Source organism: Streptomyces flavofungini (genome assembly GCF_030388665.1).
In the GTDB taxonomy this organism is placed as follows: domain Bacteria; phylum Actinomycetota; class Actinomycetes; order Streptomycetales; family Streptomycetaceae; genus Streptomyces; species Streptomyces flavofungini_A.
Genome location: NZ_CP128846.1, coordinates 9060318 through 9075649 on the forward strand (window position 1 = coordinate 9060318; position 15332 = coordinate 9075649).

Genomic DNA, 15332 nt, shown 5'->3' on the forward strand with positions numbered 1-15332 from the left:
GGTACGTGTTCTCCCACGGGCGCCTCAACAGACACGGAAGTGGATACGCTTTGAGCGTCCTGGCTGGTGAACCGGCCTGAGACAGGCGCCATTCGGTCGTTCCGGGCGATGTCGAATCGAGGGGGCCGTCCGTGCTTCGCTGCTGCGCTCGGCGACTGAGCACCACCTTCGTGCTCGTCCTTGTGGCGATCGCCTGCACGTACTTCCTCGCCGCGCTGAGCCTGGACCCCCGGTCCAACTACGCCGACCGCAACCCGCCGCCGTCCCCGGCGGAGGTCGAGGCCGTCCTGAACGCCTACAACCTCAACCCCGACACCCCGGCCGTCGAACGGTTCGCGCGGTGGGTCCGGGGAGCCGTCCAGGGAGACCTGGGGCGCCAGGTGTCCGGCGCCGACGTGGGCCCGGAATTCCTGCGCCGGGCCATGACGAGCGTCCGACTCGTCCTGGTCGCCGCCGTCGTCGGTTCGGTCGGCGGAATCCTGCTCGGGGCCTGGAGCGCCACCCTGCGCGAGCGCCGGGGCGACCGGGCCCTGACCCTGGCCTCCTTCGCCGTCCTCTCCACTCCGGTCTTCGTCATCGCGCTCGCGCTGCAATTGGCGGCGAGGAACATCAACGAGGCGGTGGGAAGCAGCGTCCTCGAATACACCGGGGAGTACGCGCCGGAGGCGACGGGAACTTGGGACAGACTCCTCAGCAGAGCCCAGCACCTCGTGCTCCCCAGCCTCACGCTGATCGCGTTCCACATCGCGCTGTTCAGCCTCTACCAGCGCAACACGATGCTCGACGTGCTGCACGAGGATTTCGTGCGCACGGCCCGGGCCAAAGGACTCTCCCGGCGCACGGCCCTGCGCCGGCACGCGCTGCGCGTCGCGGTCCTCCCACTGCTGCCGCTGCTCACATACAACGCGGTGCTGACCCTCACCGGAGCCCTCTTCATCGAGAAGATCTTCGGCTGGCACGGGATGGGGGAATGGCTCGTCGACGCCGTGCTCGCCCAGGACGTGAACGTGGTGGCGGCGGTCGGGATCTTCACCGCGGCGCTGGTCCTCGCCGCCGCCCTGATCGCCGACGTCCTGCACCTCGCTCTCGATCCGAGGAGCAGGATCCCATGAGCACGCCCGACCCAGGGGCCCTGCTGAGAGAGGCCCGGGCGCGGACGCCCGGGTACGCGGACCGCCGCGCCGCGCGGGTCCTGACCGCGCTGCGGAAGCACCCGGCGGCAGTCGTCGGCACGATGCTGCTCCTCGCCCTCGCCGCACTGGCCTTCTGCGCGCCCCTGTTCCATCCCTGGGACCCCGACGATCTCGACGCCTCGGCCCTGCGCCGGCCCCCGAGCGGCAGCCACCCCCTCGGCACGGACGGCGCGGGAGCGGACCTCCTCGCCCTGGTCCTGCGCGGAACGCAGAGGTCCCTGACCGTCGGTCTGCTCACCGCGCTCCTCTCCACCGCGATCGCGATCGTCATCGGCACCGTCGCGGGCTACGCCGGGGGCTGGACGGACCGCGTGGCGCTCGGGGGCATCCACGTCTTCCTGGTACTGCCCGGGTTCCTCCTGGTCGCTGTCCTGTCGCCGGTCATCGAGGACACCACGTGGCTGCTGCTCGTGGTGTTCCTCTCGCTCTTCAGCTGGATGGTCAGCGCGCGTGCCGTACGCACCAGCACCCGGTCCCTGAAGCAGCGCGACTTCGTGCGGGCAGCCCGCCACCTCGGGCTGCCCGCACGGACGGTGATCCGCCGCCATGTGGTGCCCTCGCTGGCCTCCTTTCTGATCATCGATGCGACACTGCAGTTCGGCTCCGCCGTGATCGCCGAAGCGGGCCTCGCCTACCTGGGCCTCGGGGTGCGTCCCCCGGAGGTGTCCCTCGGGTCGCTCATCGCCTCGGGAACACCGAACGTGATGGCGTACCCCTGGCTCTTCTACGCCCCGGCGGGGTGTCTGCTGCTGCTGTGCCTGTCGTTGTTCCTGATCGGTGACGGCCTGCGCGACGCGCTCGCTCCGGAGGCCTCGGGGGCGCGGCTCACGCGAGGTCCGAAAGGGCGCGCCACAGCCGTGGGCGGCGGGCCCACGGTGAGGGAGCGGCCACGCGGGCACGTCCCGCCGGTACTGGAGGTGCGGGACCTTCATGTCCGCCTGCCGAGTCCCGGCGGGACCGTCCACGCGGTGCGGGGAGTCTCCTTCCACGTACGCCCCGGCGAAGTCCTGGCCCTCGTAGGCGAATCCGGAGCCGGTAAGTCGGTCACCGCGTCCGCTGTACTGGGCCTGCTCCCCGAGCACGCGGAAGTGCGCGGTTCCGTGCGCCTGCGCGGGCAGGAGCTCCTGTCCCTGGAAGAGAGCGGCCTGTGCCGGGTCCGCGGCAAGGACCTGTCCATCGTCTTCCAGCACTCGCTCTCCTCGCTGACTCCCGTGTACTCCGTCGGGTACCAGATCGCGGAGGCCCTGCGCGTCCACCAGCGGCTGTCGCGGGCGGCGGCGCGGCGGCGGGCCGTCGAACTCCTGGACACGGTCGGCATCCGCGAGCCCGCCCAGCGGGTCGACTCCTACCCGCACGAGCTCTCCGGCGGCATGCGCCAGCGCGTCGCCCTCGCCATGGCCCTCGCCAACGACCCCGCGGTCATCGTGGCCGACGAACCCACGACCGCGCTCGATGTGACCACGCAGGCCCAGATCCTGGACCTGATCGGCAAGGCGCGCACGGCCACGGGCGCGGCCGTCGTCATCATCACGCACGACCTGGCGGCGGTGGCGGGCCTGGCCGACCGCATCCACATCATGTACGCGGGACGCTTCGTCGAGGAAGGCCCCGTGGACGACGTCTACGAACGGCCCCGGATGCCCTACACCATCGGACTGCTCGGCGCGCTGCCCCGACTCGACGTCGACCAGGGCCCCCTGACGCCCATCGAGGGAAGCCCGCCCAACGCGCTGCTCGTGCCGCGGGGCTGCCCGTTCGTCCCGCGATGCGCGCTGGCCGTCGAGGCCTGTCGCGAGCAGGAGCCCCCTCTGGAGACACGGCACCGCGTCGGCCATCCGACGGCGTGTCTGCGCAGCGAGGAGACCGCGATACCGCGGCACCACGGTCCACCCGCCGCGAAGGCGCGCACGCGCCCCGCCGCGACGGGGGCCGAGGCGAGCCCGGAGCGGCCCACGCGCGCGCAGCGGCCCGTCGTCCTGCGGATGGACCGGGTGGTGCACCACTTCCCGGCCCGCCGATCCCCGCTGGGACAGCCCAGGACGGGCCTGGTGCGGGCGGTGGACGGCGTCAGCCTGGACGTCAGGCAGGGCGAGACGCTCGTCCTCGTCGGTGAGTCGGGAAGCGGCAAGACCACCCTGCTGAGCCGGGTCGTGGAGCCACCGCCGACGCACGGGCGCCACACGGGCGGCACGGTGCTGGTCGCCGGTCGGGACATCCGCCGTACCAAGCCAGGAAGAGGGCGACCGCCGTTCCGGGAAGCGCAGATGGTGTTCCAGGACCCCGTCGCGGCCCTTGACCCGCGCATGACCGTCGAGGACATCCTTACCGAGCCCCTGACGGCGTACGGCTGCGCGCGTGACGCGAGCACCCGCAGGGTCGCCGGGCTGCTCGACCTCGTCGGCCTCGGCCCGGAGCACCGCGACCGGTTCCCCGCACAGCTCTCCGGCGGTCAGGCCCAGCGGGTCTCCATCGCACGGGCGTTGGCCCCGCGGCCGCGGCTCCTGCTGCTGGACGAGCCCGTCGCCTCGCTCGACGTCTCCGCACGGGCGACCGTGCTCAACCTGCTGCGCCGCCTGAAGGCGGAGTTGGGGCTCAGCAGCCTCCTGGTCACCCACGACCTGGCCGTCGCGGCCTACCTCGCTGACCGTGTCGCGGTGATGCACCTCGGACGCGTCGTCGAGGACGGTGACGCCGCCACCGTGCTCGCCCGGCCCGGCCACCCCTACACCCAGGTCCTGCTCTCGGCGGTGCCCCGGCCCGAGCCCAGGCTGGAGCGGACCAGGGCCCGTCTTCCGCTGATCGACGAGCCACCGGGGCTCGCGGACGCCGGGTGCCACTTCCGGCCCCGCTGCCCCCGCCACGCCGACCTGACCGCCGAGCAGCAACGACGCTGCGCGACCGAAGACCCGATGCCCTCGGCGTGGGGAGAGGACCACACCGTGGCCTGTCACTTCGCGGGCCCTCACGAGGCCCGGGGCTGAGGGCCGCCAGCAGCAGCCGCCGACCTCCGGACAGCGCGCCCGGCCCGGAGCGGTGGAACCGAACGGCACGCGCACAGGAGGCGACGCCATGCACCCCGTCCGTAAGGTCCTCACCACGGTGGTCGCAGCCGCTGTCTGCGCCTCGCTGGGCACCGCGTGCTCGACCCAGGAGGACGAACCCTCGTCGAAGCCACCGGGCGCGAGTCAGGTCAACCCCGTGGACCGGGCCGGCCTGAAGAAGGGGGGCACGCTCAGCTGGCCGCTGACCGTGATCCAGGAGAACCTCAACATCCGCCATCTCGACGGCGGCCACGTCGACACGCGGCGCGTCATGGAGTCGATGATGCCCGTCATCATGAAGAGCGATGACCGCGGCCGGGTGGCACCGGACCCCGACTACCTCGCGTCCGCCGTGTCCCGCGTGCGATCCGGCCGACAGCAGGTCACGTACCGCATCAACAAGGAGGCACGCTGGAGCGACGGATCCCCGCTCACCTACCGGGACTTCGAGGCGAACTGGAGAGCGCAGAACGGCAGGGACGCGGCCTTCCACGCGGTGTCCCACACCGGCTACGAACTGATCACGAAGGTGTCCAGGGGAGCCGGGGGAGACCGGGAGGTCATCGTGGACTTCGCCAGGCCGTTCGGGGAGTGGCGCTCGCTGTTCACGCCGCTTTACCCGGCGTCCGTCATCCGCACCCCCCAGGGCTTCAACAACGGATACCGGGGCGGAGCGAAGGTCACGGCCGGGCCGTTCACGTTCGCCCACCGGGACGAGACCGCGAAGACGCTGACCGTGGTGCGTGACGACGCCTGGTGGGGGGACCGCCCGCTGCTCGACAAGATCGTGTTCCGGGCCCTCGACCCGGGCGCTCACGCCGGGGCCTTCGCCAATGGAGAGGCCGACTTCTTCGACGTCGGGGTGAAGGCGGCCGCGTACCGAGCCGCGCGGGACACGCCCCACGCGCAGATCCGCAGGGCCGGAAGCCCGACCCACCACCAGCTGACGATGAACGGGCAGAGCCCCTTGCTGAAGGACGCCCGTGTCCGGCGGGCGCTGGCGCGGGCCATCGACCGCCGGCGGATCACCCAGGTCGCGCTCCAGGGCGTCGCGGCCGACGCGCGCCCCCTCGGCAACCACTTCCTCCTTCCCCAACAGGACGGCTACCGCGACAACTCGGGTCAGGTCGGCACCTACGATCCCGCGGCGGCCCGCACGGCACTCGACGAGGCCGGGTGGCACCTCGACGGCAGCGTCCGCAAGAAGGCCGGGAAGGAACTCGCCCTCGATTACCTGGCCGTGAGCGGCAACGACGAGCTGCAGAACGAAGGGCGGGTCGTCCAGGCCATGCTCCGCGACGTGGGCGCGCGGGTGAAACTCACGTTCGTTCCGGAGAAGGCGCTCTTCGAACGGCACATCATCCCGGGGAAGTTCGACCTGACGGTCTTCAACTGGACCAAGAGGCCCTTCCCCGTGTCGGTCAGCCGCAGCATCTACGTGAAGCCCAAGGGGAAGGACATCCAGCTGAACTTCGCACGGACCGGGACGCCGCGGATCGACGCGCTGCTCGACGAGGCGGCGACCGCGACGGACCAGGGCGAGGCCCTCGACCTCATCAACCGGGCCGACCGCCTGATCTGGCGGGAGGCGGCCGCCATCCCCCTCTACCAGGAGCCGGGTGTCGTCGCCTCGCGACAAGACCTCGCCAACCTGGGCGCCCAGGGCTACGCCTCCGTCGTCTACCAGGACATCGGCTTCACCCGCTGACGGGCCGCGGTCACCGATAGAGGTTCTCGAACACGTCGCGGAACCGGGTCTGGACGACGTGGCGCGCGACCTTCATCGAGACGGTCAACTCCCCTTCGTCCAGCGTCAGGTCGCGCTCCAGGACCGTGAACGCCTGGGCGCGGTAGTACTCCTGCAAGGTGGCGTTCGCGCGGTCCAGCACCCGCGTCAGCTCGCCCAGCAGGACCGGCTCCCGCAGCAGGTGGGCCATGTCGGGGGGCAGGTGACGTTCGGCCGCCCACTTCCGGGCGTACCGTTCGTTGAGCGTCAGCAGGACCACCAGGTGCGGTTTGCCTTCCCCGTAGGCGACCGCCTGGGAGATCAGCGGATGCCTGCGCAGTTCGCTCTCGACGGGGTGGGGCGTCACCGCTACGCCGTGGGAGAGCTGGATCAGTTCCTTCTTGCGTCCGGTGAGCGTCAGGTATCCGTCCGCGTCGATCGTGCCGAGGTCCCCGGTGTGCAGCCAGCCGTCGCGGACGACACCGAACGCGTCCTCGTGGTAGCCCCAGTAGCCGTGGAAGACGTTGGCGCCGCGGATCAGGACCTCCCCGTCCGGCGCGATGGCGACGTCGACCCCGGGCAGGGGCCTGCCCACGGTCCCCAGCCGGTAGGCCTCGGGGGTGTTGGTGGTGGCCGCCCCCGCCGTCTCCGTCATGCCGTAGCACTCGACGAGGGGAACGCCGCAGCCCAGGAAGAAGGAGAGGACTTCCCGGGACACCGGAGCGCCCGATACCGTCACCCGTCGCAGCGCGCCCCCGAAGTGCTCGCGGACCTGGGCGAACAGGGACTTCTCCGTCGCGTCGAACCACTCTTGGAAGCGGGGCGGCAGGCATTCGCCGCGCCTGACGCGCTCGCGCGCGTCGAGGCCGGCCCGGGCCGCCTCCAGAATCAGGGCGGTGTCCTCCTCGGGCCAGGACGCGAGGATCGCGCTGTGGATCTGCTCCAGGGCCAGGGGCACGAGCGGCAGGATCTGCGGCCGGGCGGCGCGGATCTCGTCCACGAGGCTGTCGTCGGGGCCGCCGCGTCGGAAGACGAGCGTGTACCGCGACCACCAGGCCAGGACCTGCATCAGCATCGCGATGGTGTGCGGGCCCGTGACGACGAAGACGGTGCCGTTGGTGTGGTCCTCGGTGGCATCGGGGGCGCGCGGCGGCTTGGGGTGGGCCCGCAGGACGCTGACGTAGTTGCCGTGGCTGAGGGCGCAGCCCTTCTTGGGGCCCGTGGTGCCCGACGTGTAGATGATGACCAGCAGGTCGTCCGCGCGCACCGCGTCCGCGTGTCGGGCCAGGTCCGCCGCGCTGACCTCGACCCGTCCCCGGGCCCGGAGTTCGTCGAGGGTGAGCGTGCGCGCCCGATGGCCGACGGGGGCGGGGCGTTCGACGCGGGCAGGGGCCGGGCCCGGGCGCGCGGGGGCGGCCGGGGCGTCCATCAGCACGGCGTGGCGCAGGCGGGGCAGGCGGTCGCGCGCGGCTTCGACCTTCGCCAGCTGCTCCGCGTCCTCGCACACCACCACCCGGGCGTCGCAGTCGCCGAGGACGTGGACGATCTCCTCGGGCACCGTGGAGGGCAGCAGGGACACCACGACGAGGCCCGCCGTCGCGGCCGCGAGGAGCGTCGTCGTCCACTCGGGCCGCAGCCCGCTGAGCACCGCCACGCGATCGCCCGGAGCCAGCCCCAGCGCCAGCAGGCCGCGGGCCGTGCTCTCGCTCGTGTCCCAGGCCTCGGCATAGGTCATGTGGTGCCGCTCGCCGGTGGCGTCGCGCCAGCGCAGGGCCGGGGCCTTGGGCCACAGCTCCGCGTTGTGGCGGGCGAGGTGAGCCAGCGTCATCCCGCGCGCGGCCGGGGCGTCCCCGCCGTCCCCGCACGAGTCCTGGCCGCCCCGGGCGATCGGGGTGTTGGCGTGGAGGTTCATACCGCTCCTTCGTCGAGGTCGGCGTGGAGCAAGTAGCCCCGGTGCCGCAGGGTCCTGATCACCAGGCCGAGAGGGGCGAGGCGACGGCGCGTGCGTGAGACCCTCACGTCCAGGGCGTTGCGCCGACCGGTCTCGTCGTCCGGCCAGAGGCCCGCGGCCAGTACGTCCCGGCTGACCACCGACCCGTAGGACTCGATGAGGGGTCGGGCGATCGCCGCCTCGCCCGCCGCCAGCGGCAGGTGCCGCCCGGCGAAGCGCAGCACGTCGTGCGCGTCGATCACCGGTTTGCGCAAGGAGGCCCTGGCCCGCAAGGTGTCGCAGCGCACCCGTAGTTCCCGCTCGTCGACCGGCAGCCGGACCCAGTCCTCCAGCGGATCCAGGGTGGTCGGAGGCTCCTCACCGGGGAGCACCAGGAGAAGCCGGGGCGCCTTGCGCAGGCGCAGCTCGTCAACCACGGCGGCCTGCTCCGGCCAGCGCAGCGCCGGAATACCACCCGTCGTGCGGCTCAGGCCGCGGCGCCCGGCCGGGGCGGGCGCCGCGGTGTGAGGCGATCGCCCGGGCGGGGTGGCCGGCCGGCCGGGCCGTGGAGGGTGGGGGAGCGGTGCGGGGGTACGGATCATGGGTAGGTCTTCCTGTGCCGCTGGGGGACGTGTGCTCTTCGCGGGGGCGGATCGCCGGACGGGGTGTTCGTTCACGGTGGGGCTTCCACGGGGGTGTTCACGGCGGGGCGTTCACGGGGACGCTCGTGGCGCGGCGGTCACGGCGGGGGCGGCCGCCGTGAGGTGTCCACGGCGGGCGGAAGCCTGGCCTCGCGGCGCCCGGCCGTGCGGGGGCGCGCTGACGGCGTCAGGAGCCGGGGAAGTCCAGCGTGAACCAGGTGCTGGTCCCCTTCCGGGTCCTGCGGCAGCCCCAGGCCGAAGCCATCGCCTCCACCAGCAGCAGGCCCCGGCCGTTCTCGGCGAGCCCGTCCACGGGGGCGTCTGATCGCGCGGGGCAGCCGGAGACTGCGGGCGTGCCCGTGCTCCCCGCGTCGTCGACCGTGACGAGGAGCCACTCGTGCCCTTGGCGGACGCTGACCTCGACCGTCTCCGTGCCCTCCGCGCCCCGCGGCCTCTTCGGCGTGTGCTTGACGGCGTTGGACAGCAGTTCGCAGAACAGGAGCTCCACGGTGTCCGCCTGGTCGGCCCACCCCCACTCGATCAGGGAGCGGCGCACCCGGTGGCGGGCGCCGGGCACCGCGCCGACGACGGCGGGCAGCCTGAGCCGCAGGGCCCGGAAGCCCGTGGGCCGCCCCGTTCCCCGGCCGTCGGGGGCGGCCTCGGTGTGGCGTGCGGATGCCTCCGCGGCGGCCGCCGGGGGCGCCGAGCCGGGGGAGCGCCCGCCCCGCCTGTGCTCGGCCCGGGCGTCGGGTGCGGGCCTGGCCTCCGGTGCCCCGGTGCTGATGCTGCTGCTGACGTTGCCGACGTGGTCGACGAACGGAGTCATCTCTGCCTCCTCGGTTCCGCTGGGCCGAGTTGTGAGGGATCGCGCCTGTCGACATCCAGAGGACCGCGCGGATAGATAGGGGTTCAATGCGGGGCGTCACCTAAAGGACGGCGAGTGGCACGCATTCCGAGGGCGCTCGCGTACGGAGCCGTCAGGCGCCAGGGAGCGCGCGGCTGCTCGAATCCGCTTCCGTGCGCCCGGAATCGGGCCTCACGGGTGGGGCGCCGCTGGCTAAGCTGGACGTCTGACCAGTGGCCGGGCAGATGCGCCCGGCCACATCCTGCAGAGGACGAGAACCGGTGGTTCAGGCGGTGAGTTCCGCGGACGTCCCGTGGATGCGGAAGAACGGCTTCGCTCTGGTCGGCCGTGAGCGGGAGCTCGAAGACCTCGTCACGTTCCTGCGGAACCTGCCCTCCGTGGTCATGGTCGAGGGCGAGGCCGGCTCCGGGAAGTCACGCCTGGTCCGCGAAGCGGAACACCTCCTGACCACCTCCGGTACGCGGGTGGCGACGGGACTGTGCCACCCCCTGCGCGAGCCGTTCCCCTACGGCCCCGTCCTCGAAGCCCTCGGCAGGGTCGCCGAGCACCTCCCCGCCGACTGCCTCCTGCCTCCCGAGACCGCGACGCTGGCCACGTACCTGCCGGGCCTGGCCGCCCGGATCGACGACTCCCGGCAGCCGGCCACGGCCATGCCCGAGCGCCTCCGGCTGGTCCTCGGCATCCGGGCTGTCCTGCGGGCGGCCGGTCCCGTGGTGCTGGTCATCGAGGACATGCACTGGGCCGACGAGGCCACGCGTGAACTGCTGCTCCTCATCGCCCGGGAACCGCCGAGCGGCCTCGGCCTCGTCCTGACCTACCGGGCGGAGGACCTGCCGCCCGCCGAACCGGTGCTCGGCAGCGCCTACCGAAGGCCGATCGGCGTGGCGGGCGGCGAGATCCGGCTCCAGGCGCTGACCGCGGACGAGGTCACGGCCCTGGCGACGGGCGTCGTCGGACGCGTGGCAGGCCACTCCCTGGGGCGGGTGCTCTACCGGCGCAGCGCCGGACTCCCCTTGGTGGTGGAGGAGGACCTGCTCACGCTCTTGGACCGGCGCAGGCGGAGCGCCTCCCAAGGCCTCGAACAGGAGATGGAGTTCCTGGGCAGGTCCCCTGCGCCGCGCTCCCTGCGCGAAGCCGTCCACGAGCGGCTGGCCGAACTGCCCGAACCGGCCGCCCGCCTCGTGGAGGCGGCGGCCGTCCTCGCGGTCCCCGCGGCCCAGGACGTCCTCGCGCAGGTGGCCGGGCTCGAGGCCGAGCAGGCCACCGCCGCGCTCACCCAGGCCCTGCACCGCTCGCTCCTGCACGAGCCGGAGTCCGCGACCTACGCCTTCCGCCACGTGCTCGCGCAGCAGGCCGTGTACGGAGACCTGCCCGGCCCCAGACGCCTGAGCCTGCACCAGCGGGCCCACAGCGCCCTGCGCGGACAGCGGCAGCCCGCGCTCGTCCAGATCGCCCACCACTCCAAGGCGCTGGGGGACAAGGAGGCCTGGCTGCGCGAGGCGGAGGAGGCGGCCGGGGAAGCGGTCAGCGTGGGCGACGACGGCATCGCCTCGCAGCTCCTGCACGGCATCCTCGGTGAGAAGGGCGTGCTGCCGGAGGTGCGGTCACGCGTCGCCCTCGCCCTGTGCGACATCGCGCACAAGTTCACGCGCTTCGGGCACCACCTGGCCATCATGCGGCGGCTCGTGGACGACCCCACCCTCCCCGTCCAGACCCGCGGCCGGGTGCGGCTGACGCTCGCCGCGGTGCTCATGAACCACGCCGGCGACGTGGCCTCGTACCGCGAGTTGATGACGGCACTGGAAGAACTCGAGCCGTGGCCCGCGCTCGCGGCGTCCGGCATGCTCAGCGCGATCTTCTACGAGCGGACGCAGACACCCGCGGAGATCGACCGCTGGGTGGTCCGGGCCGAGGAGGCGCTCCGGGGCTGTGAGGACGAGGGCCGCCTCGCCGAACTCGAGTCCGCGAAGCTGTTCTTGATGGCGCGGAACGGCCACACCCGCCTCTGGGAGACGGTTGACGCCCTGCCGCGCTCCTGCACGCATCCCGAGGTGCGAAGACAGCGCCTCATCGGCCTGTACAACGTCGGGGCGAACTCCCTGAACCGGGGGGAGGACGGGCGCGCGGGAGCGCTCCTGCGCGAGGTGGCCCGGCTCACGGCCGACGGTGTCAACCCGTCCCTGGAGTGCTTCGCCCGGACGCAGCTGTTGCGATGGGACTGGTTCGCGGGCTCGTGGTCCCGTCTGGAGGAGGGCTTCGAGGAACTGAACACGTCCTGCCCCGACATGGCGATCGCCCAGCGGGAACAGGCCCTCGTCTGCGGCAGCGTGGCGGTGGCCAAGGGACAGTGGGGCACGGCGATGGAGCACCTGGACTTCGCCCGCCACGCCGGCCAGCGCATCGGCGGAACGGTGTGCGCGCTGCATTCGGCGGCCGCGACCGCCGAGGTCCATCTCGCCCGTGACGAGCCGGACAAGGCGTGGGACGTGCTCGAACCGGCGATCCGGCTGCTGCGCTCCGCCGGTCTCTGGTACAAGCCACTGGGAACGATCCAGGCGGCCGTCCGCGCGGGGCTGGCCACCGGCCGCTGTGAGGAGGCGCGGAGCCTGGTGGAGGAGGCCCTGGCGGCGCGGGTCGGCCACATCGCCCCGGCCGCCGACGCCGAACTCTGCGTCGCTCGCGGGGAACTGGAACAGGACAGCGATCCGAAGAGCGCGGCCCGGTGGTTCGAGGAGGCCCGCGACAAGTGGCGGACCATCGGCCGGCCCTACCCCGCGGCCCGGGCCGCCGAACTGCTCGCCCGGTGCCGCGGCGGTGCGGGTGCACCGCTGGAACCCGCCGCGCTCGACGAACCGCTCGCCACGTACAGCAGGCTGGGGGCCACCGCGGACGTCGCCCGGTGCCGCCACGCCTTGCGGCAGGCGGGTGTCAAACGCCCCGCCACCCCCGGGCGGCGCGGCTACGGCGAGGACCTCTCGCCGCGCGAGGTCGAGGTGGCCCGGCTGCTCGCCGAAGGCGCCAGCAACCGTGACATCGCCCAGGCGCTCTGCCTCTCGGTGCGCACGGTCGAGCATCACGTCGCCCGGACGCTGAAGAAGCTCCGGGTCGACACCCGCGCCGAGGTGTCCGTGGCCCTCGACGCCCACCTCGGCGACGGCCGGCCCGGCTGAGTCCCGGTCACCACGGCGGCCCGGCTCGCCGGAGCGGGCGGTGGGGACACGAAGCGGCCTCCGCCGGAGCCTTCTCCGGCAGAGGCCGCGCTCGATCCGTGCGCGCTACGCGCGGGCGTAGATCCGCTTGGCGTGCCACTCGCCGTCAACGAGCGTCGCCTCCACCCGCGCCTGGACGCCCACACGCATGGGGCCGTAGTACTCGGCGCCGTACCGGAGGCTGAAGCGCATCTGCCCCTGCGCCGTCGCGAGCTCCAGGTAGTCGTCCTTGAACGCGGTGATCTTGCCGGAGAACCACCTGACCTGGGCCTGGTTCACGGCCGTGCCGGCGGCCGGGGCGCTGACTGACGTCACCCGCGGGTGCTCGGCCGCGGCCGCCTGCGCCGTCGACGTGAAGGCCCCCAGGACGCCGACCAGTCCGATGACGACCGACGCGAGCTTGACCAGCATGTTCTGGGATCTCCTCATGACGCACTCCTTGATGTCGATTGATGTCGATTTCCCGACGCCCCGAAACATATCCTTCCGCTGTTTGAGGGGGGTGGTATGTTTCGCTCTCCTTTCGGTGTTCGGGAAATTCATTACCTGGCTGCTCGCCAGGTAATGGGAAAGCCCGGGATCCGCTTGCGCGGGTCCCGGGCTCCAGTGACGGCTCCGCACGGCGGCCCGCCGCACCGGCCTACCAGGTGGCGATCACCCGGGCGGTGTGGACACCGTCCTTGAGGGTGGCCGTGACGTCCGCCTGGGCGCCGACCGTCAGGCGGCCGATCCAGTAGGCGTCAGCGGTGATCAGCACGGTCACCACCGTGCCGCCCGTGGCGACCTTGACGTGGTCCTCCGCCACGGCCGTGAGCTTCCCCTGGAAGTGCACGTACTGACCCTGGGAAGCGGCGCTGGCGGCGGAGGCGGGCGCCGGAGCGGCCGCCTGCGCGGGACCCGCGACCGCGACGCCCACCGCGCCCACGAGAGCGGCGGCGACGAGGAAGCGGCTGACCTTGCTGGAGGTGTCGCGCATGGGTGTCCTTCTTTCTGTATTCATGAGGGGAATCGCGAAGGGGCTTTTCTTTTCGCCCCTCGGTCAGGTTAGTTATCGCCCATTGGTCCCGTGGAATTCTGTCCCGTACCTTGCGTCGGTGTCCGGAAGACAGAAGGCGTCGGGAATTCCGCGCGTCTCGCGGGCCGCGCGCGTTCACGGAGCGCGACGGACAGGCGAGCGGGAGAGACGACGGCTCAACAGGCAGCAGAGCAGCAGGACACCGATGGGCAGCGTCATCGTGGTGCGCCAGGCACTGAGGAACGTGTGCTGGAAGGCGGCGTCGGCGAAGTCGGTGAAGCGGGCGGTCTCGTACGGGGAAAGACCGGCGGGGGCCGGTGGCCGCGCGAGGCCGTCGCCGGCGCGGGACAGCAGGGAGTCGGTGAAGGGTGCGCGCAGCCGTGCGGGAAGGTCCTTCGCGGCGTCGTGGGCGTGCGCCGGTAGTTCGGCGGCCAGCCGCAGGCGCAGGAAGGAGCCGACGGCGACCCCGCCCAGGACGCCGCCGAGCTGGCGGGCGGTGTTGAGCACGCCGGACGCGCCGGACGCGAGGGCCGGGGCGACGTGGTGCAGGGCGAGGGCCGTGACGGGGGCGAGGGTGCAGCCGATGCCCGCGTCGGCGATCAGCATCGGAGGGAGCAGCTGCCAGGCGTTCATGCCGGGGCGGGCCCACAGGACGGTGAGGGCGAGCCCCGCCGCGTAGAGGAGCAGCCCGAAGGTGAGGAGCCGCCCGGTGCGCGCGCCCACGCTCCAGCGTCCCACCACGACGGCGACGACACCGACGGCCAGCGCCGAGGGAGCGGTGATCGTCGCGGCAGCGAGCGGCTCGTGCCCCAGGACGCTCTGGAGGTAGAGCAGCAGCGGCAGAACGGTGCCGAGCACGGCGAAGTGCACCCCGGCGCCGATGGCGGACGCCCCGGCGAACGCGGGAGCGCGGTACAGAGCCCGCGGCACCAAGGGCTCGCCGCGCGCCCGCCGTTGCTGCGCGACGAGGCAGACCAACAGGGCCACCCCCACACCCACCCAGGCCCCGGAGGCGGCCGACACCGCGCCGCCCGGGCGGCCGCACTCCAAGAGCCCATAGCAGAACGCGCCCAGGCCGGACGTCACCAAGAGCGTGCCGGTGACGTCCCAGCGATGCGGTACGCGCGGGCGGTGATCCGGGACGAACACGGCCGCGAGGACGAAGGCGACGGCGCCGACGGGCAGATGGGCCAGGAAGATCCACTCCCAGCCCGCGAGGGCGATCAGAGCGCCACCGGCCAGGGGGCCCGCCACGGCGGAGAGACCGATCACCCCGCCCCAGACGCCGAACGCCGCGCCGCGCCGGCGCGGTGGGAACAGCACCGTGATGAACGCGCTCGTCTGCGGCGTCAGCAGGGCGGCGCCCAGGCCCTGGACCACGCGCAGCGCGGTCAGCTCGTGGATGCTGTCGGACGTCGCGCACCCGGCGGCCGCGAGCGTGAAGACCGTCAGGCCGACCAAGTACAGCCGCTTGGGGCCGAAGCGGTCGCCCAGCCGCCCCGCCGTGATGAGCAGCGCGGCGTACGTCAGGACGTGGGCGTTCACCACCCACAGCGCCTCGGCGAGACCGGCGTCGAACTCGCTGATCATGACGGGGACGGCGGCGTTGACCATCGTCGTGTCCATGGTGATCGCGAAGAAGCCCACGCACAGCACGGCGAGGATCAGCCACGGCCGACGGGGAGACGCAGGGGGCATGGGTGCCACGATCC

10 protein-coding genes are annotated in these 15332 nt (G+C 72.7%); 4 read left to right on the forward strand and 6 right to left on the reverse strand.

Going from position 1 to position 15332, the window contains the following annotated elements:
- Window positions 1-170 precede the first annotated feature (170 nt).
- The 3 genes from QUY26_RS39305 to QUY26_RS39315 all read left to right on the forward strand — a co-directional run bounded on the left by QUY26_RS39305 (window position 171) and on the right by QUY26_RS39315 (window position 5942).
- The gene (locus tag QUY26_RS39305; RefSeq protein ID WP_289955272.1) at window positions 171-1112 is read left to right on the forward strand and encodes an ABC transporter permease; all 942 of its coding nucleotides are present in this window, start codon (window positions 171-173) and stop codon (window positions 1110-1112) included.
- Window positions 1109-4174, forward strand: a complete 3066-nt coding sequence (locus QUY26_RS39310; protein WP_289955274.1) for a dipeptide ABC transporter ATP-binding protein — start codon at window positions 1109-1111, stop codon at window positions 4172-4174. Before QUY26_RS39305 ends, QUY26_RS39310 begins: the two co-directional genes overlap by 4 nt.
- Before the next feature lie 88 nt (window positions 4175-4262).
- Window positions 4263-5942 carry an ABC transporter family substrate-binding protein gene (locus tag QUY26_RS39315; protein WP_289955278.1) on the forward strand — a complete coding sequence of 560 codons (1680 nt, stop codon included), beginning with the start codon at window positions 4263-4265 and terminating at the stop codon, window positions 5940-5942.
- 10 nt (window positions 5943-5952) lie between these two features.
- On the opposite strand, the gene QUY26_RS39320 is transcribed toward QUY26_RS39315, so the two are convergent.
- The 3 genes from QUY26_RS39320 to QUY26_RS39330 all read right to left on the reverse strand — a co-directional run bounded on the left by QUY26_RS39320 (window position 5953) and on the right by QUY26_RS39330 (window position 9357).
- Entirely contained in the window at window positions 5953-7872 is a 1920-nt protein-coding gene (locus QUY26_RS39320) for an AMP-dependent synthetase/ligase (RefSeq protein WP_289955280.1), read from the reverse strand.
- The gene (locus tag QUY26_RS39325) at window positions 7869-8327 is read right to left on the reverse strand and encodes a helix-turn-helix domain-containing protein (protein WP_289955281.1); all 459 of its coding nucleotides are present in this window, start codon (window positions 8325-8327) and stop codon (window positions 7869-7871) included. Before QUY26_RS39325 ends, QUY26_RS39320 begins: the two co-directional genes overlap by 4 nt.
- 391 nt (window positions 8328-8718) lie before the next feature.
- Window positions 8719-9357 (reverse strand): ATP-binding protein, encoded by a 639-nt coding sequence (locus QUY26_RS39330; RefSeq protein ID WP_289955284.1) that lies wholly within the window; start codon window positions 9355-9357, stop codon window positions 8719-8721.
- A gap of 311 nt (window positions 9358-9668) precedes the next feature.
- Here QUY26_RS39330 and QUY26_RS39335 point away from each other — a divergent pair, with 311 nt between their 5' ends.
- Window positions 9669-12566, forward strand: a complete 2898-nt coding sequence (locus QUY26_RS39335) for an ATP-binding protein (RefSeq protein WP_289955285.1) — start codon at window positions 9669-9671, stop codon at window positions 12564-12566.
- 105 nt (window positions 12567-12671) lie between these two features.
- On the opposite strand, the gene QUY26_RS39340 is transcribed toward QUY26_RS39335, so the two are convergent.
- The 3 genes from QUY26_RS39340 to QUY26_RS39350 all read right to left on the reverse strand — a co-directional run bounded on the left by QUY26_RS39340 (window position 12672) and on the right by QUY26_RS39350 (window position 15318).
- Complete coding sequence (locus tag QUY26_RS39340; RefSeq protein ID WP_289955288.1) at window positions 12672-13034, reverse strand: hypothetical protein; 363 nt, start codon at window positions 13032-13034, stop codon at window positions 12672-12674.
- 211 nt (window positions 13035-13245) lie between these two features.
- Complete coding sequence (locus QUY26_RS39345; protein WP_289955290.1) at window positions 13246-13581, reverse strand: hypothetical protein; 336 nt, start codon at window positions 13579-13581, stop codon at window positions 13246-13248.
- A 174-nt stretch (window positions 13582-13755) separates the two neighbouring features.
- A complete protein-coding gene (locus tag QUY26_RS39350; protein WP_289955293.1) occupies window positions 13756-15318 on the reverse strand; it encodes a DHA2 family efflux MFS transporter permease subunit in 1563 nt (520 codons plus the stop codon).
- Window positions 15319-15332 lie beyond the last annotated feature (14 nt).